Source organism: Clostridium vincentii (assembly GCF_002995745.1).
Lineage (GTDB): Bacteria > Bacillota > Clostridia > Clostridiales > Clostridiaceae > Clostridium > Clostridium vincentii.
On record NZ_PVXQ01000011.1, the window covers coordinates 42,402 to 65,154 of the forward strand.

General features: G+C 30.3%; 24 protein-coding genes. 22 read left to right on the forward strand and 2 right to left on the reverse strand.

All coding sequences use genetic code 11. The annotated features are described in order from the left end of the window. Nucleotides 1-156: 156 nt before the first annotated feature. Nucleotides 157-801 carry a cyclodeaminase/cyclohydrolase family protein gene (locus CLVI_RS06745; RefSeq protein ID WP_106059354.1) on the forward strand — a complete coding sequence of 215 codons (645 nt, stop codon included), beginning with the start codon at nt 157-159 and terminating at the stop codon, nt 799-801. Nucleotides 802-850: 49 nt separating this feature from the next. Here CLVI_RS06745 and pdaA read toward each other — a convergent pair whose 3' ends face one another. Then, nucleotides 851-1,636 (reverse strand): delta-lactam-biosynthetic de-N-acetylase, encoded by a 786-nt coding sequence (gene pdaA / locus CLVI_RS06750; RefSeq protein ID WP_106059355.1) that lies wholly within the window; start codon nt 1,634-1,636, stop codon nt 851-853. Nucleotides 1,637-1,787: 151 nt separating this feature from the next. On the opposite strand from pdaA, the gene ychF reads away from it, so the two are divergent. The 21 genes from ychF (at nt 1,788) to CLVI_RS06860 (ending at nt 20,798) form a co-directional block, all read left to right on the forward strand. Further along, nucleotides 1,788-2,885, forward strand: coding sequence for a redox-regulated ATPase YchF (gene ychF, locus CLVI_RS06755; protein WP_106059356.1), 1,098 nt, complete (start codon nt 1,788-1,790; stop codon nt 2,883-2,885). Nucleotides 2,886-3,095: 210 nt separating this feature from the next. Further along, entirely contained in the window at nt 3,096-3,524 is a 429-nt protein-coding gene (gene mraZ, locus CLVI_RS06760) for a division/cell wall cluster transcriptional repressor MraZ (RefSeq protein WP_106059357.1), read from the forward strand. Between the two features lie 12 nt (nt 3,525-3,536). Next, entirely contained in the window at nt 3,537-4,469 is a 933-nt protein-coding gene (rsmH, locus tag CLVI_RS06765) for a 16S rRNA (cytosine(1402)-N(4))-methyltransferase RsmH (RefSeq protein WP_106059358.1), read from the forward strand. A gap of 34 nt (nt 4,470-4,503) precedes the next feature. After that, nucleotides 4,504-4,953 (forward strand): FtsB/FtsL family cell division protein, encoded by a 450-nt coding sequence (locus tag CLVI_RS06770; protein ID WP_106059359.1) that lies wholly within the window; start codon nt 4,504-4,506, stop codon nt 4,951-4,953. 106 nt (nt 4,954-5,059) lie between these two features. Further along, entirely contained in the window at nt 5,060-7,264 is a 2,205-nt protein-coding gene (locus CLVI_RS06775; RefSeq protein ID WP_106059360.1) for a stage V sporulation protein D, read from the forward strand. A gap of 43 nt (nt 7,265-7,307) precedes the next feature. Beyond that, nucleotides 7,308-8,765, forward strand: coding sequence for a UDP-N-acetylmuramoyl-L-alanyl-D-glutamate--2,6-diaminopimelate ligase (locus CLVI_RS06780; RefSeq protein ID WP_106059361.1), 1,458 nt, complete (start codon nt 7,308-7,310; stop codon nt 8,763-8,765). Nucleotides 8,766-8,870: 105 nt separating this feature from the next. Next, the gene (locus CLVI_RS06785) at nt 8,871-10,220 is read left to right on the forward strand and encodes a UDP-N-acetylmuramoyl-tripeptide--D-alanyl-D-alanine ligase (protein ID WP_106059409.1); all 1,350 of its coding nucleotides are present in this window, start codon (nt 8,871-8,873) and stop codon (nt 10,218-10,220) included. A 46-nt stretch (nt 10,221-10,266) separates the two neighbouring features. After that, on the forward strand, nt 10,267-11,244 hold the full coding sequence (gene mraY / locus CLVI_RS06790) for a phospho-N-acetylmuramoyl-pentapeptide-transferase (protein ID WP_106059362.1): 978 nt from the start codon (nt 10,267-10,269) through the stop codon (nt 11,242-11,244). Nucleotides 11,245-11,265: 21 nt separating this feature from the next. After that, nucleotides 11,266-12,387, forward strand: coding sequence for a putative lipid II flippase FtsW (gene ftsW, locus CLVI_RS06795; protein WP_106059363.1), 1,122 nt, complete (start codon nt 11,266-11,268; stop codon nt 12,385-12,387). A gap of 140 nt (nt 12,388-12,527) precedes the next feature. Then, nucleotides 12,528-13,277 (forward strand): cell division protein FtsQ/DivIB, encoded by a 750-nt coding sequence (locus tag CLVI_RS06800; RefSeq protein ID WP_170065614.1) that lies wholly within the window; start codon nt 12,528-12,530, stop codon nt 13,275-13,277. Nucleotides 13,278-13,289: 12 nt separating this feature from the next. Next, on the forward strand, nt 13,290-14,015 hold the full coding sequence (locus CLVI_RS06805; protein WP_106059365.1) for a DUF881 domain-containing protein: 726 nt from the start codon (nt 13,290-13,292) through the stop codon (nt 14,013-14,015). A 14-nt stretch (nt 14,016-14,029) separates the two neighbouring features. Further along, complete coding sequence (locus CLVI_RS06810; protein WP_106059366.1) at nt 14,030-14,368, forward strand: small basic family protein; 339 nt, start codon at nt 14,030-14,032, stop codon at nt 14,366-14,368. 12 nt (nt 14,369-14,380) lie between these two features. Further along, nucleotides 14,381-15,109, forward strand: coding sequence for a DUF881 domain-containing protein (locus CLVI_RS06815; RefSeq protein ID WP_106059367.1), 729 nt, complete (start codon nt 14,381-14,383; stop codon nt 15,107-15,109). 102 nt (nt 15,110-15,211) lie between these two features. Next, complete coding sequence (locus CLVI_RS06820) at nt 15,212-15,892, forward strand: YggS family pyridoxal phosphate-dependent enzyme (protein WP_106059368.1); 681 nt, start codon at nt 15,212-15,214, stop codon at nt 15,890-15,892. Continuing rightward, nucleotides 15,885-16,343 carry a cell division protein SepF gene (locus CLVI_RS06825; protein WP_106059369.1) on the forward strand — a complete coding sequence of 153 codons (459 nt, stop codon included), beginning with the start codon at nt 15,885-15,887 and terminating at the stop codon, nt 16,341-16,343. Before CLVI_RS06820 ends, CLVI_RS06825 begins: the two co-directional genes overlap by 8 nt. 11 nt (nt 16,344-16,354) lie before the next feature. Further along, entirely contained in the window at nt 16,355-16,615 is a 261-nt protein-coding gene (locus CLVI_RS06830) for a YggT family protein (RefSeq protein ID WP_106059370.1), read from the forward strand. Nucleotides 16,616-16,619: 4 nt separating this feature from the next. Continuing rightward, nucleotides 16,620-17,387 (forward strand): YlmH family RNA-binding protein, encoded by a 768-nt coding sequence (locus CLVI_RS06835; protein ID WP_106059371.1) that lies wholly within the window; start codon nt 16,620-16,622, stop codon nt 17,385-17,387. 14 nt (nt 17,388-17,401) lie between these two features. Continuing rightward, complete coding sequence (locus CLVI_RS06840; RefSeq protein ID WP_106059372.1) at nt 17,402-18,001, forward strand: DivIVA domain-containing protein; 600 nt, start codon at nt 17,402-17,404, stop codon at nt 17,999-18,001. Nucleotides 18,002-18,145: 144 nt separating this feature from the next. Next, on the forward strand, nt 18,146-19,063 hold the full coding sequence (locus CLVI_RS06850) for an RluA family pseudouridine synthase (RefSeq protein ID WP_106059374.1): 918 nt from the start codon (nt 18,146-18,148) through the stop codon (nt 19,061-19,063). Nucleotides 19,064-19,074: 11 nt separating this feature from the next. After that, nucleotides 19,075-19,611, forward strand: a complete 537-nt coding sequence (gene pyrR / locus CLVI_RS06855) for a bifunctional pyr operon transcriptional regulator/uracil phosphoribosyltransferase PyrR (RefSeq protein WP_106059375.1) — start codon at nt 19,075-19,077, stop codon at nt 19,609-19,611. Nucleotides 19,612-19,628: 17 nt separating this feature from the next. Continuing rightward, a complete protein-coding gene (locus tag CLVI_RS06860) occupies nt 19,629-20,798 on the forward strand; it encodes a THUMP domain-containing class I SAM-dependent RNA methyltransferase (protein WP_106059376.1) in 1,170 nt (389 codons plus the stop codon). 40 nt (nt 20,799-20,838) lie between these two features. On the opposite strand, the gene CLVI_RS06865 is transcribed toward CLVI_RS06860, so the two are convergent. Beyond that, on the reverse strand, nt 20,839-22,584 hold the full coding sequence (locus tag CLVI_RS06865) for an Rqc2 family fibronectin-binding protein (protein ID WP_106059377.1): 1,746 nt from the start codon (nt 22,582-22,584) through the stop codon (nt 20,839-20,841). Between the last annotated feature and the right edge of the window lie 169 nt (nt 22,585-22,753).

Here is a 22,753-nt window from a genome sequence, read left to right on the forward strand (position 1 = left end):
GTTAAAAATTGAAAAATCTATTTTGAATTAGTAATAAGGGTATAAATTATTTGAGCTATATAATATAATAAAGTTAATATTGTTAATAAAAATATTTTTGTTAATTCATTTTTAAGTTTTATCATAGTTAGTTAATAGAAGAAAGGAAGATATGAAATGCATTTTAAAGATTATAAAATAGAAGAATTTGTAGAGGATTTATCCTCAAAATCATCATCTCCGGGAGGTGGAAGTGTTGCAGGCCTTGTTTCTGCTCTTGCAGGAAGTTTAAACTCAATGGTATATTCATTAACTGTGAATAAGAAAGCTTTTGAAGCCTTAGATGAAGATTCTAGAAAACTAGTTTTAGAGTTTAAAAAAGAAGCAAGTGAATTTACTAATAAGTCATTGGAACTAATGGAGAAGGATAGGAAATATTTTAACGAACTAATGGATTGTTATAAGTTACAAAAGAATACTGAAGAAGAAAAGTATTCTAGAGATAAAGCAATAGCTGAAGGAACTTTAAGAGCAATGAATCCACCTTTAGAGCTTGCAGAGGAAGCTTATAAATTTTATGACAATATAGAGATTGCGATAAAGTATGGTAATAAAATGTTAATATCAGATGCTGGATGTGCAGCTATTTTAATTTATGCTGCAATAGAATGTGCTATCATAAATGTAAAAGTAAATTTAAATTATCTAAGGGACAAAAGTTTTAGTAAAAAAGTCGAATATATTATAATAAAATTAGAAGCAAACTCATTAAAAAAAAGAGATAGTATAATGAATATTGTTAACAAGACAATATATCCTTAAAGCTTAAATAGATATATTCTTTAATATTGATTAAAGAATATAGCTATTTTTATTCAGGTAAATCAGTTAATGATTTAAATTCATATCCTTCTGACTGTAAATCAGAGATCACAGTTTTTAAAACTTTAGAATTTGTCTTAGATACAGCATGTATTAGAATTATTCCACCGGGGTGAGCGCCGTCTTCAATTTTTTTGATGGAATAGCTTTCAGAAGGCTGATTATCAACAAGCCAATCTTTGTAGGCAAAACTCCAGAATATTGTTTTATAACCAAGAGCTTGTAACTTTTTAAGACAATCTTTAGAATATTTACCCATGGGAGGCCTAAAAAATTTAGGCATATCTTTTCCAATTAAATTTTTATATGCTTCTTCAACATCTGTTATTTCCTTGTTGAACTTTTCCTCATCAGTAATGGAGGCCATGGAAGGATGATGGTTAGAGTGATTACAAACTAAATGACCTTCATCAACCATTCTTTTTACTAAATCAGGAGCACTATCAATATAGGGCTTAACTACGAAAAAGGCAGCTGGTACATTTAATTCTTTAAGGGTATCTAAGATATCTCCTGTATAACCCTTTTCATAACCCTCATCAAAGGTTAAATATAAAACTTTTGATGATGTATCTCCTAAGAAATAACCTCCACAATCCTTCAAAAATGCAATTGATTCTTTAGGACCATCAGGAGCTTTACCTTTTTCCTTTGATCGTGCATAATACCAATTCAATTCGCTAGTTTCGTTACTTGCAAAGCTATAGACTGGAATAAAAGTTAAGTTTAGTATTAATATTAAGACTAAGAAACTTACAAAATAATTTTTTTTCATAATTATCCCCTTTCCTAATTTTTGATTATTTTAAATTAGTATCTGTAGATTGTCCAATTAAAATACGGAATAATTTCTTCTTTCTTGAATTATAATGCCCAGTGGAGTATAATTTTAAGAGATTAGTTTTAACAAGAAAGGAATGTACATAATGAAATTAGGAATTGTAGGATTACCAAACGTAGGTAAGAGCACTTTGTTTAATGCAATAACAAAGGCAGGAGCTGAATCAGCAAATTATCCGTTCTGTACAATTGAACCAAATGTTGGTGTTGTATCTGTACCGGATAAGAGATTAGAGGTACTAAAACAAATTTATACCTCAAAAAAAAGTATTTATACTTCAATTGAATTTTATGATATAGCAGGATTAGTTAAAGGAGCTTCTAAAGGTGAAGGTTTAGGAAATAAATTTTTAGCACATATTAGAGAAGTTGAATCAATTGTTCACGTTGTAAGATGTTTTGATGATGGAAATATTATTCATGTTGAAGGGTCAGTTGATCCGATAAGGGATATTGAAATAATAACCTTGGAACTTATATTCTCTGATATAGAGGTTATTGAAAGAAGAATGGAAAAGTCAGTTAAGCTTGCAAGATCCGGAGATAAGGTTGCAAAGTTTGAATATGATTTAATGGAAAGATTAAAAGCTCAGTTAGAGGATAATCTTCCTATTAGAACATTAGAAGTTACTGATGAGGAAGCTATATTTATTAGAAGCTTATTTTTAATTACTTCAAAACCTGTATTATATGCATGTAATATTTCAGAAGATGATTTAATGAGTGGAGAACCAGATAATAAGTATGTTAAAACAGTAATGGAATACGCTAAAAAAGAAGACTCAGGAGTTATGATAGTTTGTGCTAAACTTGAAGAGGAATTATCGGGTCTTGAAGATGAAGAGAAGTCAGAAATGTTAAATGAATATGGATTAGAGGAATCAGGACTGGATAAACTTATAGAAGAATCTTACAAATTACTAGGTCTTATGAGCTATTTAACTGCAGGTGTTCAAGAAATTAGGGCTTGGACAATTAAACAAGGAACTAAAGCTCCAGCAGCTGCAGGAAAAATTCATTCTGATATAGAAAGAGGATTTATTAGAGCTGAGGTTGTAAGTTATGATGATTTAGTAGCTTGCGGCTCAGAAGCAAAGGCTAAAGAAAAAGGTCTTTTTAGACTTGAAGGAAAAGAATATATTATGAAAGACGGAGACGTTGTAAACTTTAGATTTAACGTATAGTATTATATATTTTAAAAGACGGCAGTACACTGCCGTCTTTCTTTTTTACTATTTTTACAGGACTAAAGTCACAACTTTAAGTTTTTAAAGGAAATATTACCTTTTAATAAAGGAGATTTTTAAATTTTAACGAATTTAAGTATTAAAGTGGTTAGAAGTGGAGTAAAGTGGTACATAGTAGAGTAAAAGTATATAGGAGGGGTAAATTTTATGCTAATAGGTGAATATCAACATGCGTTAGATATTAAAAATAGAATTATTGTCCCCTCCAAGCTTAGAGAAGATCTTGGAAATAACTTTGTTATGACCAAAGGCTTAGATGGCTGCTTATATGCTTATCCACTAGAAGAATGGAAAAATTTGCAAGAAAAACTTAAAATGCTACCTCTATCTAACAAGGATGCAAGAGCTTTTGTAAGATTCTTTTTTGCAGGAGCTTGTGAAGTAGAAATGGACAAGCAAGGTAGAGGATTAATTCCACAGAATTTAAGAGAATATGCTGGGATAGAAAAGGAAATAGTAAGTATAGGTGTCTTAACAAGAGTAGAAATATGGAGTAAGGAAAAGTGGAAAAATTATAACGAATCAAATGTAGATTACCAATTAATTGCAGAAAAAATGAGTGATTTAGGAATATAAGGAGATTTTAATATGGAATTTAAACATATACCAGTTTTGCTTAATGAATGTCTTCAAGGACTAGATATAAAAGAAAATGGGATTTATGTTGATTGCACCCTTGGAGGGGCAGGACATTCATCTCACCTATTAAAAAATCTGTCTAAAGAGGGAATGCTAATCGGCATAGATCAGGATAAGGATGCTTTAAAAGCAGCAACAGAAAGGCTTAAAGATTATAAAAACGTACAATTTGTACATAATAACTTTTATAATATAGAAGATATTTTAGACACTTTAGATATACCGAAAGTTGACGGTATATTAATGGACCTAGGTGTTTCTTCATATCAGTTAGATCAAGGTGAGAGAGGGTTTAGTTATATGAAGGATGCTCCTCTAGATATGAGAATGGATAGAGATAACAAATTTTTAGCCTACGATGTAGTAAATAATTATACTTTTGATGAATTACTAAAAATTATAAGAAATTATGGAGAAGAAAAATTCGCGAAAAGAGTTGCAACATTTATTGTAGATAGAAGGGTGAATAAGCCTATTGAAACTACTCTTCAACTAGTGGACATAATAAAAGCAGCAATACCGGCGAAGGCTAGACGTGAAGGACCTCATCCGGCTAAGAGAACATTTCAAGCTATACGAATAGAAGTTAACAGTGAATTGACAATATTAAATAAGACCATAGAAGATGGCGTAAATAAACTTAAAAAGGGTGGCCGTATGGCTATTATAACTTTTCATTCTTTAGAAGATAGGATTGTAAAACTTAAATTTAGAGAGTTAGCTGACCCATGTACATGTCCAAAAGAATTCCCTATTTGTGCTTGTGGAAAAGAACCCCTGGTTAGGTTGATAAAAAGAAAAGCCATTGAACCAACTGAGGAAGAAGTTGAGATAAATCCAAGGAGTAGAAGTGCTAAATTAAGAGTTATAGAGAGAATATAGAGAATAGTTATAAATAAGCTGGAGTGTGAATATTATGGTAGTAAAAGAATTTGAGTATGAACATGAATATGTAAACGGGAATACAGTTGTAAAACCTCAAAGAAGAAGTGAGGATACAGATAAGAAAAAGTATGAGGAATTACAGCGTTCAAAAAGAGAAAGAAATAAGAAGAGAAAAGAAGAAAAGAAAAGAAGACATGGAATTCTTCAAATAACAGCTTTTTTATTCGTTGTAGGAATGGTTATTATAGTTAGAGATAATAATGTGTATAGCATGCAAAAAGAACTTACTACTATAAAGAGTGAAATTAAGGTTGTACAGGATGACAATGAATCTTTAAGAGTAGACCTTTTAAAAGTATCATCTTTAGATAATATAAAAACAAACGCAGAAAAAAGACTAGGGATGGTTCCAGCAACAAAAGAGAATACAATTCAAATTGAGTTACCTAATAAATATTTTGATAGTATAGAAAATAAATAATCACATAGGAAAAATAGAACTATTGGGTCTAAAATTAATGGGTGCGCTAGATTAAAAGTGCATCCTAAGTTCGTTTATTAAACAATATATACGGGGGAGTTTCAGGGTGAAAAAAGATATTTTTAGAGATCGGTCAAAAATGAAGAAGAGAATGAGTTTAGCCTTGGTTACTATAATTAGTTTGTTATTTATACTGACATTAAGATTGGCATATATAATGATTGTAAAACAAAGTGAATATTCTGCTATGGCAGAAGAACAATGGACAAGTGAAGTGAAAATTGATGCAAAAAGAGGGAGAATATTAGATAGAAATGGTGTAGAATTAGCGATTTCAGCAAATGTTTATAGAATAGATTTTGATTTAAATTCAATTAGAAAATATTTAGAGACTGAAGGTGCAACCTATACAACTACAGCGCAGCTTGCACCAGTAATAGCAAATGCAGTTGGAATGGAAGAGGCAGCTGTCTTGAAAAAGTTAGATGCAAAATTACCAAGTGGAGCACAAGCCGGATCAGCTACATTAATAAGAAGAATAGAAAAAGCTGCTTCAGATAATGTGAAAAAACTTAGTATATCTGGAATAATTATTTCTCCAGATACAAAGAGATATTATCCAAATGCTAATTTTTTATCTCATACACTTGGAAGTACAAACATAGATGGACAAGGATTAACTGGTATAGAACTTGAGTATAATTCGGAATTATCAGGAACTCCAGGCATGAAAATTGCAGAATTAGATAGCAAAAGTGGAGATTTACCATATACAATATCTCAATATACGGCTCCTGTTGATGGAAAGGATGTTACTTTAACTATTGATGAAAATATACAGTTTTTTGCAGAAAAAGTAGCAACCCAAGCACAAGTTGATCAAAAGGCTAAGGCAGTATCGGTACTTGTAACTGATCCTAAAACTGGAGAAATATTAGCTATGGTTAATAAACCAGATTTTGATCCAAATACCCCGTATGATGGTATTCAAAATTTTGAAGGTGCTAATGATGGAGAAAAACTTCAAAAAATGTGGAGAAATAGATTAGTAAATGATACCTTTGAGCCTGGATCTATTTTTAAAGTTATAACAGGAATAACTGCTTTGGAAGAAGGATTAGTTTCACCAGAGGATACCTTTGTTTGTAATGGAAGCCTAACCTTTGGAAATAGAGTAATTAAATGTTGGAAACCACAAGGTCATGGTACCCAACATTTTGAAGACATATTTCAAAATTCGTGTAATGTTGCTTTTATGCAGTTAGGCGAAAAAATTGGTAAGGAAAAGTTATGCGAATACATTGCAAAATTCGGATTCGGTAAAGTTAGTGGAATAGATTTGCCCGGAGAAGCTAAAGGTATAGTTAAAAGCCCTGAAAATATTTCACAAACAGATTTAGCGACTATAGCTTTTGGTCAAACAAATACAGTTAATTCAGTTCAATTTATGGCAGCTTTTAATGCAATAGCTAATGGAGGCTCATTAATACAACCTCATGTAATGAAAGATACAACTCATAAGGATGAAAATGGAACTGTTGTTGTAGATAGTAGTTTTGATGCAACAACTACAGAGGTAGCATCAAAGGAAAAAACAGCAGAACTTAGAACTTATTTAGAAAGAGTTGTTACAGGAGGATCGGGAGTATCTACATTTATAGAAGGTTATCATATTGGTGGTAAAACAGGAACTGCACAAAAGGTTAATCCTGAAAATGGTACTTATGAAGCAAATAAATATATTTCATCTTTTGTTGGAATGGCACCTGTTGATGATCCTAAAGTAACTATTTTAATTACTGTTGATGAACCGAGTAATGGAGCATACTATGCTAGTCAAGTCAGTGCTCCTTATGCTAAGATGTTATTTACAGATATATTTAATTACATGGAAGGAAAATTTTCAGCAGAGACTGCTAATTCTATAGTTAAAGATGTTGTTATTCCAGAAGTAAGAGGTATGACAATAGAAAATGCTAAAAAGATTCTTAAGGACTTAAAACTTGAAGCAGAATTAGTTGGAGAAGGAGATGTAGTGAAGACTATTAAACCATATCCTGGATATACTGTAAAAGAGGGTTCGAAGATAAGTTTATATGGAAATTTAGATGGTGGAAGTATAACAAGTGTTGTAATGCCAGATTTGCAAGGGTATTCAACAGAAGCATCAGCAAACTTACTTAAATCATTGGGTCTTAAATATACAGTTAGTGGAACTGGACTTGTGTCTACCCAAAGCATACCTGCAGGGGAAGTAATTACAAAGGAAACAGCAATAAAATTAGAATTAAGTATTGATTATAAGGATTAATTCTAATTAAGTTATAAAATAATTATGATTTTGAGGTGACAATATGATTCTAAAGGAATTATTAAAAGAAATAGATTATGAAATAATACAAGGAACAGATAGTATTGATATAAAAGAAGTAAACTATGACAGTAGAGGTGTTAATGACGGAAATCTTTTTGTATGTATTAAGGGATTTAAAGTAGATGGACATAAATATGTAGAGGCTTCCGTTGAAAAGGGTGCAATAGCTATTGTCTGTGAAGATAGTATTGATTGCAGTGACGCTAATATTACAATAATTAAAGTTAAGGACAGTAGGAAGGCATTAGCAATAATCGGATGTAACTTTTATGATAACTCAAGTAAAAAAATGAAAGTAATTGGGGTTACTGGAACTAATGGTAAGACAACTACAGCCATAATGATAAAAACTATACTTGAAAAAGAAGGTAAAAAGGTTGGACTTGTTGGAACCATAGCTAATTATATAGGTGATGAAAAGTTGGATACAGAACGAACTACTCCTGAATCCTTTGAATTACAAAAATTATTTTCAGAAATGGTAGCTAAGGGCTGTGAATATTGTGTAATGGAAGTTTCATCCCACTCATTAGCATTAGATAGAGTATATGGAGTAGAATTTCAAGCCGGTATATTCACAAATATAACTAGGGATCATTTAGATTTTCATAAGACTTTCGAAAATTATTATGCTGAGAAGTTTAAGCTTTTTGAAAGAAGTGGATTAAGTGTTGTTAATATTGACGATAATTATGGTAGAGATGTTGTACGCGATCTTAAAAGTGAAGGAAAAGAAAATATAGTAACTTATTCAATAAAGGAAGAGAGCAATTTTAAAGCTTATGATGAGATATTTGGAAGTGAACATATAAAATTTAAGCTGAAGTTGGCTAACGAAGAGGAATTTATAGTGGGACTTCCTGGAGAGTTTAATATTTATAACTCTCTTGGGGCGATAGCTACTATGTATAAGCTTGGAATATCATTAGATAGCATAAAAAAAGGAATTGAAGAAGTTGTTGTTGCAGGAAGATGTGAAATGGTGGGGAAAAGGTATCACTTGCCTTACACTATAATTATTGATTATGCACATACTCCAGACGGATTGGAAAATATCTTAAGAACAGCTAAAGGATTCACAAAAAATAGATTGATTTCTATATTTGGTTGTGGTGGAGATCGTGATAAAGTGAAGAGGCCACAGATGGGGAAAATAGGAGTAGACTTATCAGATATAGCAATAGTTACATCTGATAATCCTAGGACAGAAAAGCCAAGTATAATAATTAAAGATATTCTTAAAGGTATTGATAAGGATAATTATCAGGTTATAGAAAATAGAAAAGAAGCTATAAAAAAAGCAATAGAAATAGCTGAGGCTGGAGATGTAATTGTAATTGCAGGTAAAGGTCATGAAACCTATCAAGTCATTAGTACAGGTAAAATACATTTTGATGAAAGAGAAATAGTAGAAGAAATATTAAATGCTAAAAGATAGACAATATTTTTTCTAAAGTAATATTATAATTGGCTGTGTGGAATATTGCAGAATAGCAATATTCCACATATTATTGAAATTATAAATGAAGAGAGAGTGAAAAAGTTGGAATTAACTTTCAAAGAACTAGTAAAAGGATTAGAAGGAAAAGTTATTGTAGAAGGTGATAATAAATCTTTTAACAATATTTGTACTGATACAAGAAAAATAAAGAATAATAATGTGTTTTTAGCATTAAAGGGTGATAATTTCAACGGCAACTTATATGCATGTGAGGCAATTAATAAAGGCGCATCTATTGCTATTGTTGATGAAATTCACTTTAATAAGGATGAAATACAAGGAACAGTAATTAAGGTTAAGAATACTTATATATCTTTACTTAAGTTAGCTAAATTTTATAGAGAAAAATTAGGAATTAAGGTTGTAGGAATTACAGGTTCTACAGGGAAGACTTCAACAAAAGACTTAGTTTCAGCTCTTTTAAGCTACAAGTATAAGGTTTTTAAAACTAAGGGCAATTTCAATAATCATATAGGATTACCCCTTATGATATTAAGTTTAGATGAGTCTATAGAAGTAGCAGTTTTAGAAATGGGAATGAGTAATCCAGGAGAGATACATGCCCTTGCGGATTGCGCAAGACCTGATATAGCTATTATAACTAATATAGGGTTATCTCATATTGAAAATTTAAAGACTAAAGAAAATATATTGAAGGCAAAGATGGAAATTACAGATTTCTTTACTAAAGATAATGTCTTGATAGTTAATTATGAGGATGAGTATTTAGAAAAAATGAAAGAAGAAAGTTTTAAAATAATCAAAACAGGTTATGGCGGTACTTGTAGATTTAGTGCTGGTAATATTATTTTAGAAGAACAGACAACTTCATTTATATTAAAAGACAGTAATGAAAAGCAAGAATTTACATTGCCAATGATTGGAACTCATAATGTTTTAAATGCATTACTAGGTATTGCAGCTGCAAGACATCTAGGGGTAAATTATAGTGAAATGAAGAAAGGCTTAAAAAATATTGAGGCTACATCTATGAGGCTAGAAGTTATTAAGTCTAATGATATGACAATAATTAATGATTGTTACAATGCTAGCCCTGATTCCATGAAGGCAGCTTTAGATGTTCTTAAGAATTATAAAGGTGGAAGAAAAATAGCCATTTTAGGAACAATGAGAGAACTTGGAGATGAATCATCAAAAGCTCATAGAGATACTGGAGAATATGCGCAGGATAAGGCGGATTTTTTAGTAACTACAGGAGAATTTAAAGAAGATTATAAAATAGGGTTTAATAAAGAACAGGTTAAAATATATGAGACAAAAAAAGATCTAATAGGAGATTTATGTAACTTTACTAAAAAAGATGATGTTATATTAGTTAAGGCATCTAGAGGGATAAGGTTTGAAGAAATAGTAAATAAACTTGTTAATTAGTAATAGAAAAAGGAGGTGAGTTGCCAGAGATTTTTGGCAGTTACTTATGTGGGAATTATTTAGCGGATTTTTTAATATAACAATAGTAATAGCTTTTGTATTGGCATTTATATGCTCGATGGTACTTGGACCAATTATTATACCGGTTCTTCACAAAATGAAATTTGGACAAAATATACGTAAGGAAGGGCCTAAAAGTCATTTAAAAAAAGCTGGAACACCAACAATAGGTGGATTGATTTTTATACTATCAATAATTATAGTAATGATTGTAATGAAATATAAACTATCTGATGAAGCTATGATAGTACTATATGGAATGTTAGCCTTTGGTGTAATTGGATTCTTAGATGATATTCTAAAAATAATTCATAGAGATAATGAGGGACTTAAATCAGGTCAAAAGTTTATATTGCAATTGATTTTTTCAGCCGCAATAGCTTTTTATGGATATAAGTTTATAGGAACATCAATTGCAGTTCCTTTTACAGATATTCAATGGGATTTAGGGTGGCTATATATTCCGTTTGTAATATTCTATTTTGCAGCTATTACAAATGCAGTAAATCTAACAGATGGGTTAGATGGACTAGCAACATCTGTAACAATATTAGTTTTAACCTTTTTTGGCATTGTAGCTTTTAAAATGGGACATTACAGTGTATCTGTATTTGCTATAGGTCTTACTGGAGCATTACTTGGCTTCTTAAAGTTTAATGCATTTCCTGCCAAGGTATTTATGGGGGATACAGGAGCTTTAGCATTAGGAGGTGCAATTGCATCTATAGTACTCGTTTTAAAAACACCATTTTTGATAATGATAGTAGGAGGAATATATGTTATTGAAGTTTTATCAGTAATTATACAGGTAACCTCCTTCAAGCTTACTGGAAAGAGGGTATTTAGGATGTCTCCTATTCATCATCATTTTGAACAGGTAGGATGGCCAGAAGTGAAAATAGTAACTACATTTTCAATTATAACATTTGTTTTATGCATTATAGGGTTCATTTCTCTTTATTAATATGTAACGGAGGGGTTATCAATGGTTAAAGGCAAAAAAATAAGGAGGAAAATGGGCAATGTAGATTATGGGATTCTATATTGCATAATTATACTACTGGCAATTGGTATAGTTATGGTGTATTCTGCGAGTTCTTATTATGCAATGTTTCACTATGGAGACAGTACTATTTTTCTTAAAAAAGAAGCTTTTGCAGGTCTATTAGGGTTAATAGCTATGTTTGTGTTTATGGGAATAGACTATCATAAGTTGAAAAAAGTAACACTTCCTTTAATGGTTATAACAATACCATTATTACTTGTAGTATATGCATTTCCACCTACTAATGGTGCTTATAGATGGATTCCTATAGGGCCTTTTGGAACTTTTCAACCTTCAGAGTTAGCAAAATATGTTGTAGTTCTTTTTTTAGCTTTTAGTTTATCTTCTAAGGGAGATGGAGTTAAAAAGTTTTGGACGGGAATTGTGCCTTATATAGTAGTTGCTGGATTTTATGCAGGACTTGTTTTAGCACAAAAAAATCTTAGTATAGCAGCGCTTATTATGATAGTTACATTTATTGTATTGTTTTCAGCTGGAGGTAGGTTGAAGCACTTGTTTTTATATGTAGCTCCGACTTTAGTAGCGGTGGCTCTTGCATTTACTTTCAGTTCAGACTATAGAAGAGCTAGAATGCTTAACTTTATAGATCCTTGGAAGGATGCAGCAGGAGATGGATATCAATTAATACAATCATTTTATGCCTTAGGTGCAGGGGGAATACTTGGGTTAGGGTTAGGTCAGTCAAGACAAAAAACTTTATATATGCCTGAGCCACATAATGATTTTATATTTTCAATTATTGGAGAAGAATTAGGACTAATCGGATGCATAGTAATAATTTCTTTGTTTATATTCTTAATTTGTAAAGGAATTAAGGTAGCGCTAGAAGCTAGAGATACCTATGGAACACTTTTAGCTATGGGAATAACATCAGTACTTGCAGTTCAAGTTATAATTAATATTGCAGTTGTAACTGGATCTATGCCGGTTACTGGGGTACCTCTGCCTTTTATAAGCTACGGAGGTACATCGCTTGCTATAACCATGACGGCCATGGGGATACTTTTAAATATATCAAGACAAAAAGAAACAACTAAATAAATATTTTAGAAATCACTGTAAAATGCAGTGATTTTTTTAAGGAAAATTTAATTATTATGTAATGAAAATAGCAAATTTAAGTGGTATGATATTAATAGTATATTAATATTACAAATTAATTAAATGAAATAGGGATGATTATGGCAAAAACAAAGAATGAGTATATAAAAAAGGCTAAAAAAAAGAGATTCATAAAAAGAATAATTATTATATCTATACTCTTACTAATATGTGGAGGAAGTATAGTCACCTATACAGATATATTTAAAATCGAAAAGGTGATTTGTACTGGAGAAAACTTAGTAACTGGAGATTATGTATTAGAAAAGTCTGAAAGTTTAAAGGGAGAGAATATCTTGTTTTTAAATAAAAAGGACTTTGAGAAGATACTTAAAGAAAATCCATATGTAAAAAATATTGTTATCAATAAAAAATATCCTAGTACCTTGGAGATAGAGATTGTTGAGAAGAAGGGTCTATATTATGTTAAGCAAGGAGAAGAATATAATATAATAAGTAGTGATATGATTTATGTGGAAAAAACCAATTCTATTGAAGGTAGAAAGCTTATAGAGCTTACTGGAGTTGATTTGTCAGATAAAGTTTTAGGAGATAATATAGGAGGAAATATAAGAATAGAAAAGGTTCTAAATGATATGTATAGTGTGGAACAATTTATAGATGAAAATGAAATGAATATAGAAATAAAAACTTTAGACATTGCAGATTTGGCGAACATAAAAGTATATCTAGCGAGTATAGAAATTTATATAGGAAATGATGAAGATGTTTATAGTAAGATGATAAGAGCTTTGGGAATATATGAGACTGGATTAGCTGAAAAATATATAGATATAAGTTCTAGTTTAAACTCGTCAGATATCCAGTAGCAGGAGGGGTAAATGAAAAAAACAGCATCACAAATAACGGTAGCACTTGTGTGCGCAATTTTAGGCTTTTTATTAGCTTATCAATTTAAAGTGTTGGCTACTAAAGAAGCTAGTCAAGGAAACACAAATAATTCAGATATAATAAGTGAAATAGAAAGTCTAACAAAGGAAAAGGAGGAGTTAGCAAAAGCTAATTCAGAATTAACACAGAATTTAAAAACCATAGAAGACAGCGCAACAGAAGAAGGAGAAATAGAAAAGGAAATTAAAAATCAATTAAACAATGCCAGAATGCAGGCTGGATTAGTCGATGTAACAGGTCAAGGGATGGTTATAACAATAACACCTAAAAACAATATATTCAGTGCAAACAGTAGTAGTACAACTAATGATTTAGGAGACGATGAACTTGTACATTTAGTAAATTTATTGTGGTTTTTTAAAGCGGAGGCTATTAATATTAATGATTTTAGAATAACTCCTCAAACCGGAATAAAGGATGCAGGAAATTATACTTGGGTAGGATCTGCAGGTATGGTTAGCCCTAAGGAACCTATAATAATTAAAGCTATAGGAGAAAAAAATAGGTTGAACGTTGGAATTACTTTCCAAAACAGCGTAAACTTAAAATATAGTTCCCTTGCAAATTACGATGTGGAAGTTAAGTTAATAGATGATATTGTTATTGAAAAAACAACTCAGTCATTAAAGAGTGAATTTATAAAACCTGTAAATTAATAAGGAGGTAAAATATGATAGCGGCAATAGGAATATTAGTTGGAGTAATCTTGGGAATTGTAGTTGATATTAATATACCAGAGAAATTATCACCCTATATGTCAGTAGCAATACTTGCTTGTCTAGATTCAGTTTTTGGAGCTTTTAGAGCTAATTTATCAAATAATTTTCAAGCAAATATATTTATATCAGGATTTTTCGGGAATGCTATATTAGCAGCAGCTTTAGCATATTTGGGTGATAAGTTAGGTATTCCTATATATATTGCAGCAGTTATTGTTTTTGGAGGAAGAATATTTGATAATTTTGCGATAATTCGAAGACTGGTAATTGAGAAAATAAGATCTAGATGATGAGGTGGATTGATGAAAAATATTAAAACTAAAATAGTTGTATTTATTTCAACAATTTTAGTAGGATTTTTAATTGCCACTAACTATAATTTTGAAGGCTCAAGCTCAACCTTAAGTTTGAATACAAAGGAATATCAAAATGCGGTTGAAACTAAAAATAATCTAACTAAACAAGTGGCTAGCTTAAGACAAATAAATAGTGAAACACAAGTTAAAGTTAATGAATATAATAATTCAGATATAGATAATGTTAAAATTTTAGAGGATATGAATATGCAGGTAGCTGATTATGGAAGACTTACAGGAATTAATGAGGTTAAAGGACCAGGGTTGGTAATTACTATAAATGATGGTAGTATAAATGAAAAGGAAGATGATGAAAGCACCATATTAAAGAAGTATTTACATGATTCAGATATGGCTTTTGTCTTAAATGAAGTAAGATATGCAGGAGCGCAATCTATAGCAATTAATAACTACAGAATATCCCCACTTACAGGAGTGAATTGCTATGGTCCATACTTAATATTTGAAGATAAGACAGTAGAATATGCCCCTTTTAATGTATATGTCATTGGGAATCCTGAAACTCTTAAAGCATCATTATTTGAACAGGGAAGTTTTTTAAACCAATTATTAATTAGAGGGTTATCTGTTGAAGTAGCAATCAAGGACGAAATTACAATGCCAGCATCAAATATAGGCAATATGGAATATGCAAAAGAATACATAAATAAATAATAGTACATTAAAGAGCAAAATAATATTAATTATGAAGGAAATATTGATTCTATGCAGAATACTAAGTATATTAGGATTTTTAAATCTTAAGGAGGAACTGCTATGACTGTTTGTGAAAATATAGAAAAAATAAAAAAAGAAATACCTAGTTCAGTTAAACTTTTAGCTGTATCAAAAACTAAATCCATTGAAATGATGGAAGAAGCATATAAGAAGGGTATAAGAGACTTTGGTGAAAATAAAGTACAAGAGATAATGAAAAAAGAAGAAAGTTTTCATAAAGATGTACGTTGGCATCTTATTGGGAACTTACAGACCAATAAAGTAAAATATATTGTTGGTAAAGTATATTTGATTCATTCATTATCAAGTATAAAGTTATTGAGACAAATTGAAAAGGAATTTGGTAAAGTAGATCAAATTGCTAAGGTTCTTTTGCAAATTAATATAGGAAGAGAAGAGAGTAAAGGCGGAATTTTACTAGAAGAGTTAGATTTGATTATTAATGAAGTGGAAGAATGTAAATTTGTCAAAGTAAACGGAATTATGGTTATTATTCCAAAAGGTGACGAAGATAGCAATAGACAATGCTTTAAAAAAACAAAAGATGTTTTCGATGAGTTAAAAGAAAAAAGTTTTAATAATATCGAAATGGAAATTCTATCAATGGGAATGACTCAGGATTATAAAACCGCTGTTGAAGAAGGCTCTAATTTAATAAGAGTCGGAGAAGGAATTTTTGGAAAGAGAGATTATAGCATAGGAGGAGAAAAAGATGAGTAGTGTATTAACTAAAGTAAAATCATTATTAGGATTTGGAGAATATGAGGATGAGTACGATGAATATGAGGACTTTGAGGATGGGGAAAACGAAGAAAATGATGAAACTATAGAGCCTGTAATTCAAAATAACAGAAAGAGCAATAAGGTAGTGAATATTCATACATCATCATCTACCAAAGTTACTATAACTAAGCCCATAGCTTATGATGAAGCTACTGATATAAGTGATGCTCTAAAATCTAGAAAAATAGTATTAGTAAATACAACAGCACTAGAGACAAGAATAGCACAAAGATTATTAGACTTTATAAGTGGATCTTGTTTTGCACTAGGTGGAGAACTTCAAGAGGTTGAAAAAGGTGTATATATACTATCACCATCAAATGTTGAGGTAACTAATGAACTTAAAACTGAATTAAGTTCAAAAGCTATGTTCAATTGGACAAAGTAGGGAGTATATAAATGAATTTGATTCAAAATTTAATAGTTAATCTCCTACGTGTTCTTGAAACAATAGTGCTTATACAATGTTTGCTGTCTTGGTTCATCCGAGATGGACGAAATGAAATAATGAATGGACTTAAAACTATAACAAATCCGATTTTAGAGCCGTTTAGAAGAATACAAGAGAGATTCTTTGGAAATATGAATATAGATTTGTCTCCATTGCTTGCAATATTAGTTCTTCAATTCATTAGAAGAACTGTTGTTATGATGTTTTAAAGTTATGGATAAAAATACAATATTAAAAAACTTTGGAGAAGATGATAGGGCAGATGTTATTAATTTATATGATAAGTTTGTTTTATCAGAGAATAGAGATATTTCTCTCTTTGGTAATAATTTCTATTCTCCGAATGTATGGAAATATTTTGAGAGATTTCTTACAAATAAAGATTTTATAGTTTCTTCTTATGGATTCTTTGAAGAAGCAGAAAGAAAAATGATATCCTTTAATAATAGGTATGATAATCTTTTTCCCTTGAAAAAGATTAAAATAGTAACTACATCTAAATTTAATACGATTTCTCATAAGGATTATTTAGGAGCGGTACTAGCACTGGGAATAAAAAGAAATAAGATAGGTGATTTACTAGTTAAAGAAAATTTTTGCTATTTACCTGTTTGTGAAGGAATACATGAATTTATTGTTTCTAATTTAACATCTATAGGGAGCTCCCCTTGCTTAGTTCAGATTCTAGAGGATGATTTTATTCCTCCAGAACCTGTATTTAGTGAAATGATAATTTTAGTTCCCTCCTTAAGGATTGACACCATAGCTGCAAAACTATGTAATATATCTAGAGGAAAAGCTCAAGATGCCATTGATGGGGGAAAAGTTTTAATTGATTATAACACTATAAAAAATAAAGGTGAAGAGGTCAGTGTAGGGCAAAGGATTACAATAAGAGGAAGTGGTAAATTTATTTTAGGAGACATAGTTGGTAACAGTAGAAGTGGTAAGTTTAAAGTGCAAATAAAAAAATATACATAATAGAGGGGAATAATATGAAACTTACACCAATGGATATAAATAATAAAGAATTTAAAAAAGCATTAAGAGGCTACTCTCCAGAAGAAGTAGATGAATTTCTTGATGAAATAGTTGATAATTATGAGGAGTTATATAAGGATAATGCAAAGCTAAAAGAAAAGCTTACTGTAGCTACTGATAAAATTGAACAGTATATAAAAATTGAGAATACAATACAAAATACATTAGTATTAGCTCAGAATGCAGCTGAACAAGCTAAATCATCATCACAAAAAGAAGCAGAACTTATTATTAGGAGTGCTAATGAAACTGCACAACGAATTCTAGATAAGGGACATAATGATGTTATACAAATTAATTCTGAGTTTGATAAAACCAAACAAGAATTTATTAAATTTAGAGCTAAGTACAGAAATTTTGTAAACACTCAGCTTGAGACCTTTAATGATTTAGAGAAGGATTTAAATAAGAGTTATAGCATTACAACCCTGGTAGAAGAAACACTAGAAGAAAAGGATATAGAACTTAATGATCAAAACTTTAAAGCAATCGAGGCTGATATAGATGATAATATAGATGAAATTAAAAGCTTCTTTGCGAAAGATGAGAATTAATAGAGATAATTCAAAGAATTTTAGATTTAAGTCACCTGAAAGGGTGATTTTTTTTGTTAAGATAATGACAAGTATCCTTTTTGTTGATACTTTAGTTCTATTATATTATAATATTAGAGAATACAATGAAGAGGTGTATACATAATGGAAAAAACTATATTTATTGTAGAAAAGATGTTTGAAGGTGAAAGAGTTGATAAATATTTGTCAATAATTGTAGAAGGAAAATCAAGATCATACCTTCAAGGATTAATTACAAAAGGAAATATATTAATAAATGGCAAAGAAGTAAAAAGCAATCATAAATTAAAAGACTTAGATGAGATTAAAATTATAATACCCGAACCTATAGAACTTAAGGTTGATTCAGAAGATATACCTTTAAATGTTTTATATGAAGATTCAGATGTTATAGTAGTAAATAAGAAAAGAGGTATGGTAGTACATCCAGCACCCGGGAATTACAATGGAACTCTAGTTAATGCATTGTTATTTTATTGCAGCGATTTGTCTACAATAAACGGAGTGGTTAGACCTGGAATAGTTCATAGGATAGATAAGGATACTACTGGGATTTTAGTAGTTGCTAAAAATGATGAGGCCCATAATTTCCTATCTAATCAACTACGAAATCACTCTATGAAACGGGAATATTATGCTTTAGTTGAAGGAAGGATTAAAGAGGATAAAGGAACTATAGATAAACCTTTAGGAAGAAATAAGAAGGATAGACTTAAAATAGGGATTGTAGAAGATGGTAGACACGCTATTACTCACTATGAGGTAATTGAAAGATATAAGAATACTACTTTGGTCAAATGTGTATTAGAGACTGGTAGAACACATCAAATTAGAGTTCATATGTCATCTATTGGGCATCCTCTACTTGGAGATTCCTTGTATGGTCTAAAAAAACAGAAATTTAAGTTAGATGGCCAAATGCTTCATGCAAGAATTCTTGGATTTATACATCCAACATCTAAGGAGTTTATTGAATTTACATCAGATCTTCCTGAGGATTATAAAGAATTATTAGAGAAGTTAAGAAAAGAAGTAATTTAGGGAGGTGTAGGATGAAACTTAAAGCTAATTTACTTGATGAAAAGGCAATCAAAAGAAGCTTAATTAGAATATCTCATGAAATAATAGAAAGAAACAAAGGTGTAGAGGGTATTGTTCTTATTGGAATTAAGAGAAGAGGATGTCCAATTGCACAGAGAATAGCAGATGAAATAATGGATATAGAAGGGATTGAAATACCCGTAGGCAGTGTAGATATAACCTTTTATAGGGATGATTTAAATCATAATGAAGAAACTCCTAGAGTTGCGAATATTAATTTAGGAGTAGATATTCAGAATAAAAAAGTTATTATTGTAGATGATGTTCTATTTACTTGCAGAACCGTAAGAGCTGCAATAGATGCAGTAATAGATGTGGGAAGACCAAATGCAATTCAATTAGCAGTTCTTATTGATAGAGGTCATAAGGAACTTCCTATTAGGGCAGATTATGTAGGTAAAAATATCCCTACATCGAGAAATGAAAAAATAGCTGTTAACATATTAGAATTAGATAATGAAGATTCTGTTAAAATATATGAGGATTAGGATAAAGGAGATAAAAAATGGATTATAATTTAATTGCTACCGCGACCTTTGGATTAGAGGGGATTACAGCAAAGGAACTTACAACTTTAGGATATGAAAATTTAAGAACTGAAACAAGCAAGGTATTTTTTACAGGAGATGAGATGGATATAGCTATTGCAAATATACATCTTAGAACTGCAGATAGAATTTTAATAAAAATGGCAGAATTTGAAGCGAAAACTTTTGAGGAACTATTTCAAGGGACAAAAAAGGTTGAGTGGAGTAAACTTATACCGGTTAATGGTGTAATGCACGTAGTAGGAAAATCTATTAAATCAACTTTGCATAGTGTTCCTGATTGTCAATCTATAGTAAAAAAAGCTATAGTTACTAGTATGAGTGAAACATATGGAATTCAAACATTCCTAGAAGATGGGCCGGTTTATAAAATTGAAGTCGCAATTTTAAAAGACAAGGTTACATTAACAATAGATACTACAGGGCCTGGATTGCATAAAAGAGGATATAGAGAAAATTCAGGAGAAGCACCTCTTAAAGAAACCTTAGCAGCAGCAATGGTATATCTTTCAAGATGGCAGGAGACCTATGAACTAATAGATCCTCTTTGTGGATCTGGAACAATTCTTATTGAAGCAGCAATGATAATGCAAAATATTGCACCAGGAATAAACAGAAAGTTTGCATCAGAGGAGTGGCCAACTATTCCAGATCATATATTTAATCAGGTACGAGAAGGTGCAAGGAAAGCAATAAAAACTAAGGATATAAAGTTAATAGGATATGATATGGATACTTGGGTACTAAGAACAGCTAAAGATAATGCTATTAAAGCTGGAGTAAGTGAATATATAGAATTTCAAAAAAGAGATTTTGAAGACTTTTCTAGTAGAAAAAAGTATGCTTTTATTATAACTAATCCACCTTATGGAGAACGTTTAGGAGAGAGACAAGAAGTTGAGAAATTATATAGGATGTTTGGAAACTATAAAGATGAGTATCCGTTGTGGGAATTTAATATAATAACTGCTTATGAAGATTTTGAAAGGCCATTTGGCATAAATAGTACGAAAAATAGAAAATTATATAATGGAAAATTAAGATGTTATTATTATCAGTATCTAGATAATGATCTAATAAAAGGGCAAGGAGATACAGTTATACAAGAAATGATTAGAAACTCATAGAAAAATCCGCAATAAGATGATCTTATTGCGGATTTTAATTTTATTTTTTTGATTGTGTCGTATCAAGATTAAGATTTTCAAATTCAGCTGGGTTTGCATAAATTGTTTTATTAGTAAAATAAATTACCATTCCAGGTTTAGCACCATTAGGCTTTTTTATATTCCTAATTTCAGTGTAATCTACAGGAACTTTTGAACTGTTTTTTGCTTTGCTATAAAAAGCAGCAATAATAGATGCCTCTTCTATTGATTTGTCATCAATAGTAATTCCTCTTATGATGACATGAGAACCAGGAATTTCTTTAGTATGGAACCAAAGATCATTTCTATGAGCAAATTTTAAGCTCAAATAATCATTCTGAATATTATTTTTACCTACATAAATATCAAGACCTGCAGAAGAAATAAAGTGTAAAGGCTGTTCGTCTTTAATTTTCTTTTGGCCTTTTTTTAAATGTTTATATTTTATATAACCTGTTTCAATAAGTTCATTTTTAATTTGTTCAATTTCATTGTAGGAATCTGCGTTAATTATATTTGTAAATACTGAATTTAAATATTGTGATTCCTCATCGTTTCTTTTTAATTGATCTATTGCCCATTCTTCAGATTTCTTTAGCTTACTATATTTTTTATAAAAAGATTGTATGTTTTCAGAAGGAGTTTTAAAAATATCTAATGAAATAGTTAAATACTCTTCTTTTTCACTGTAGAAGTTAAGTAATTCTACATTTTCATCTCCTTTTTTTATATTATAAATATAAGAAGTTAACAGATCTCCTTTGATTTTATAGCTTTCTTTATCTTTACTTTCAATAAGGTTAGCATTTAAAATTTTTGATTTCTTAAGACATCTTTCAATATTTGTATGCACAAGCTTTTGCAAATCAGTGGATCTTTTAGAAAGTCTATCCTGTCGATCTTTAGTACTGTAGAAGTGATCAAGCATACTCGATGGTGAATCGTAGCTAACAGATTGTAAATCTGGAAGAGATTTACGAAGATTATATGAATAGAAATCTTTATAAAATCCTTCATTGTTTTTATATATTGTAAAATCTATATTGCTAGCAAGATTCATAAAAAAGTTATGTATAACTTCATATAATTCATTGCCCTTCTCTAAAGATAAATCTTTAGTATTAAGAAATAACTCTTTAGAAAGTGGTTTTGCTACCCCTGTAAGTATTTTAGTGAAAATATTTTCGTCAAATGTAAAGTCATTTTCATGAATAAATTGAATGAAAGTTTCCCTTTGTAAATCAAAAGGATTTAATTTATTTGATGAAGGGGGATAAACATAGCTAACCCCAGGATAGAGCACTCTAAAACTGTTAATATTTGGAGTGATATGTTTTATAGACTCCATAACTTTATTGTCCCTATCCCTAACTAGAGTAATATTGGAATGTCTACCCATTATCTCTATGATTAGGGAGTAAGTACTATTAAATCCCATTTCATCAGAGGACTCTATAGTTAAAGTAACTACTCTATCCCCATCTTTTTGAGAAACATTAATGATACGACCACCTATTAAATATTTTCTAAGAACCATTAAGAACATAGGTGCTTTTAATGGGTTTTCGTTGTGTATTTCCGTAAAATGCATTCTCGGAAATTTAGGAGATGAGGATAAAAGAAGTTTATGATTTTTTCTATCCTTCCTTAGGGTAATTATTATTTCATCCTTTTCAGGCTGATTTATTTTATCTATCTTTGAGTCCGTTAGTATTGACTCCATATTCTCTAACAAGCTGTGTAAAAAAACTCCATCTAATGCCATAATTATTCATCCTTTCTGTGTAATACTCCTAGTATAGCATTAATTTAAAATTAAGTTAAGCATCAATAAATTAGAAATTAATGTAATTCAACTATTGTAAAGAATGTAGAGACAGAGTATTATTATATTGTAGACAAAAATTTAATATAAATATAATTACACAATAAAA

Bases quoted from the DNA above. Each gene is read 5' to 3' on its own strand.
- CLVI_RS06805 (WP_106059365.1), top strand. From the start codon at position 13,290: ATGAAAAAAACAGCATCACAAATAACGGTAGCACTTGTGTGCGCAATT.
- CLVI_RS06860 (WP_106059376.1), top strand. From the start codon at position 19,629: ATGGATTATAATTTAATTGCTACCGCGACCTTTGGATTAGAGGGGATT.
- mraY (WP_106059362.1), top strand. From the start codon at position 10,267: ATGTGGGAATTATTTAGCGGATTTTTTAATATAACAATAGTAATAGCT.
- mraZ (WP_106059357.1), top strand. From the start codon at position 3,096: ATGCTAATAGGTGAATATCAACATGCGTTAGATATTAAAAATAGAATT.
- CLVI_RS06865 (WP_106059377.1), bottom strand. From the start codon at position 22,584: ATGGCATTAGATGGAGTTTTTTTACACAGCTTGTTAGAGAATATGGAG.
- CLVI_RS06840 (WP_106059372.1), top strand. From the start codon at position 17,402: ATGAAACTTACACCAATGGATATAAATAATAAAGAATTTAAAAAAGCA.
- CLVI_RS06810 (WP_106059366.1), top strand. From the start codon at position 14,030: ATGATAGCGGCAATAGGAATATTAGTTGGAGTAATCTTGGGAATTGTA.
- CLVI_RS06825 (WP_106059369.1), top strand. From the start codon at position 15,885: ATGAGTAGTGTATTAACTAAAGTAAAATCATTATTAGGATTTGGAGAA.
- CLVI_RS06820 (WP_106059368.1), top strand. From the start codon at position 15,212: ATGACTGTTTGTGAAAATATAGAAAAAATAAAAAAAGAAATACCTAGT.
- rsmH (WP_106059358.1), top strand. From the start codon at position 3,537: ATGGAATTTAAACATATACCAGTTTTGCTTAATGAATGTCTTCAAGGA.
- CLVI_RS06780 (WP_106059361.1), top strand. From the start codon at position 7,308: ATGATTCTAAAGGAATTATTAAAAGAAATAGATTATGAAATAATACAA.
- ftsW (WP_106059363.1), top strand. From the start codon at position 11,266: ATGGTTAAAGGCAAAAAAATAAGGAGGAAAATGGGCAATGTAGATTAT.
- CLVI_RS06830 (WP_106059370.1), top strand. From the start codon at position 16,355: ATGAATTTGATTCAAAATTTAATAGTTAATCTCCTACGTGTTCTTGAA.
- pyrR (WP_106059375.1), top strand. From the start codon at position 19,075: ATGAAACTTAAAGCTAATTTACTTGATGAAAAGGCAATCAAAAGAAGC.
- CLVI_RS06850 (WP_106059374.1), top strand. From the start codon at position 18,146: ATGGAAAAAACTATATTTATTGTAGAAAAGATGTTTGAAGGTGAAAGA.
- CLVI_RS06745 (WP_106059354.1), top strand. From the start codon at position 157: ATGCATTTTAAAGATTATAAAATAGAAGAATTTGTAGAGGATTTATCC.
- CLVI_RS06835 (WP_106059371.1), top strand. From the start codon at position 16,620: ATGGATAAAAATACAATATTAAAAAACTTTGGAGAAGATGATAGGGCA.
- CLVI_RS06800 (WP_170065614.1), top strand. From the start codon at position 12,528: ATGGCAAAAACAAAGAATGAGTATATAAAAAAGGCTAAAAAAAAGAGA.
- pdaA (WP_106059355.1), bottom strand. From the start codon at position 1,636: ATGAAAAAAAATTATTTTGTAAGTTTCTTAGTCTTAATATTAATACTA.
- CLVI_RS06815 (WP_106059367.1), top strand. From the start codon at position 14,381: ATGAAAAATATTAAAACTAAAATAGTTGTATTTATTTCAACAATTTTA.
- ychF (WP_106059356.1), top strand. From the start codon at position 1,788: ATGAAATTAGGAATTGTAGGATTACCAAACGTAGGTAAGAGCACTTTG.
- CLVI_RS06770 (WP_106059359.1), top strand. From the start codon at position 4,504: ATGGTAGTAAAAGAATTTGAGTATGAACATGAATATGTAAACGGGAAT.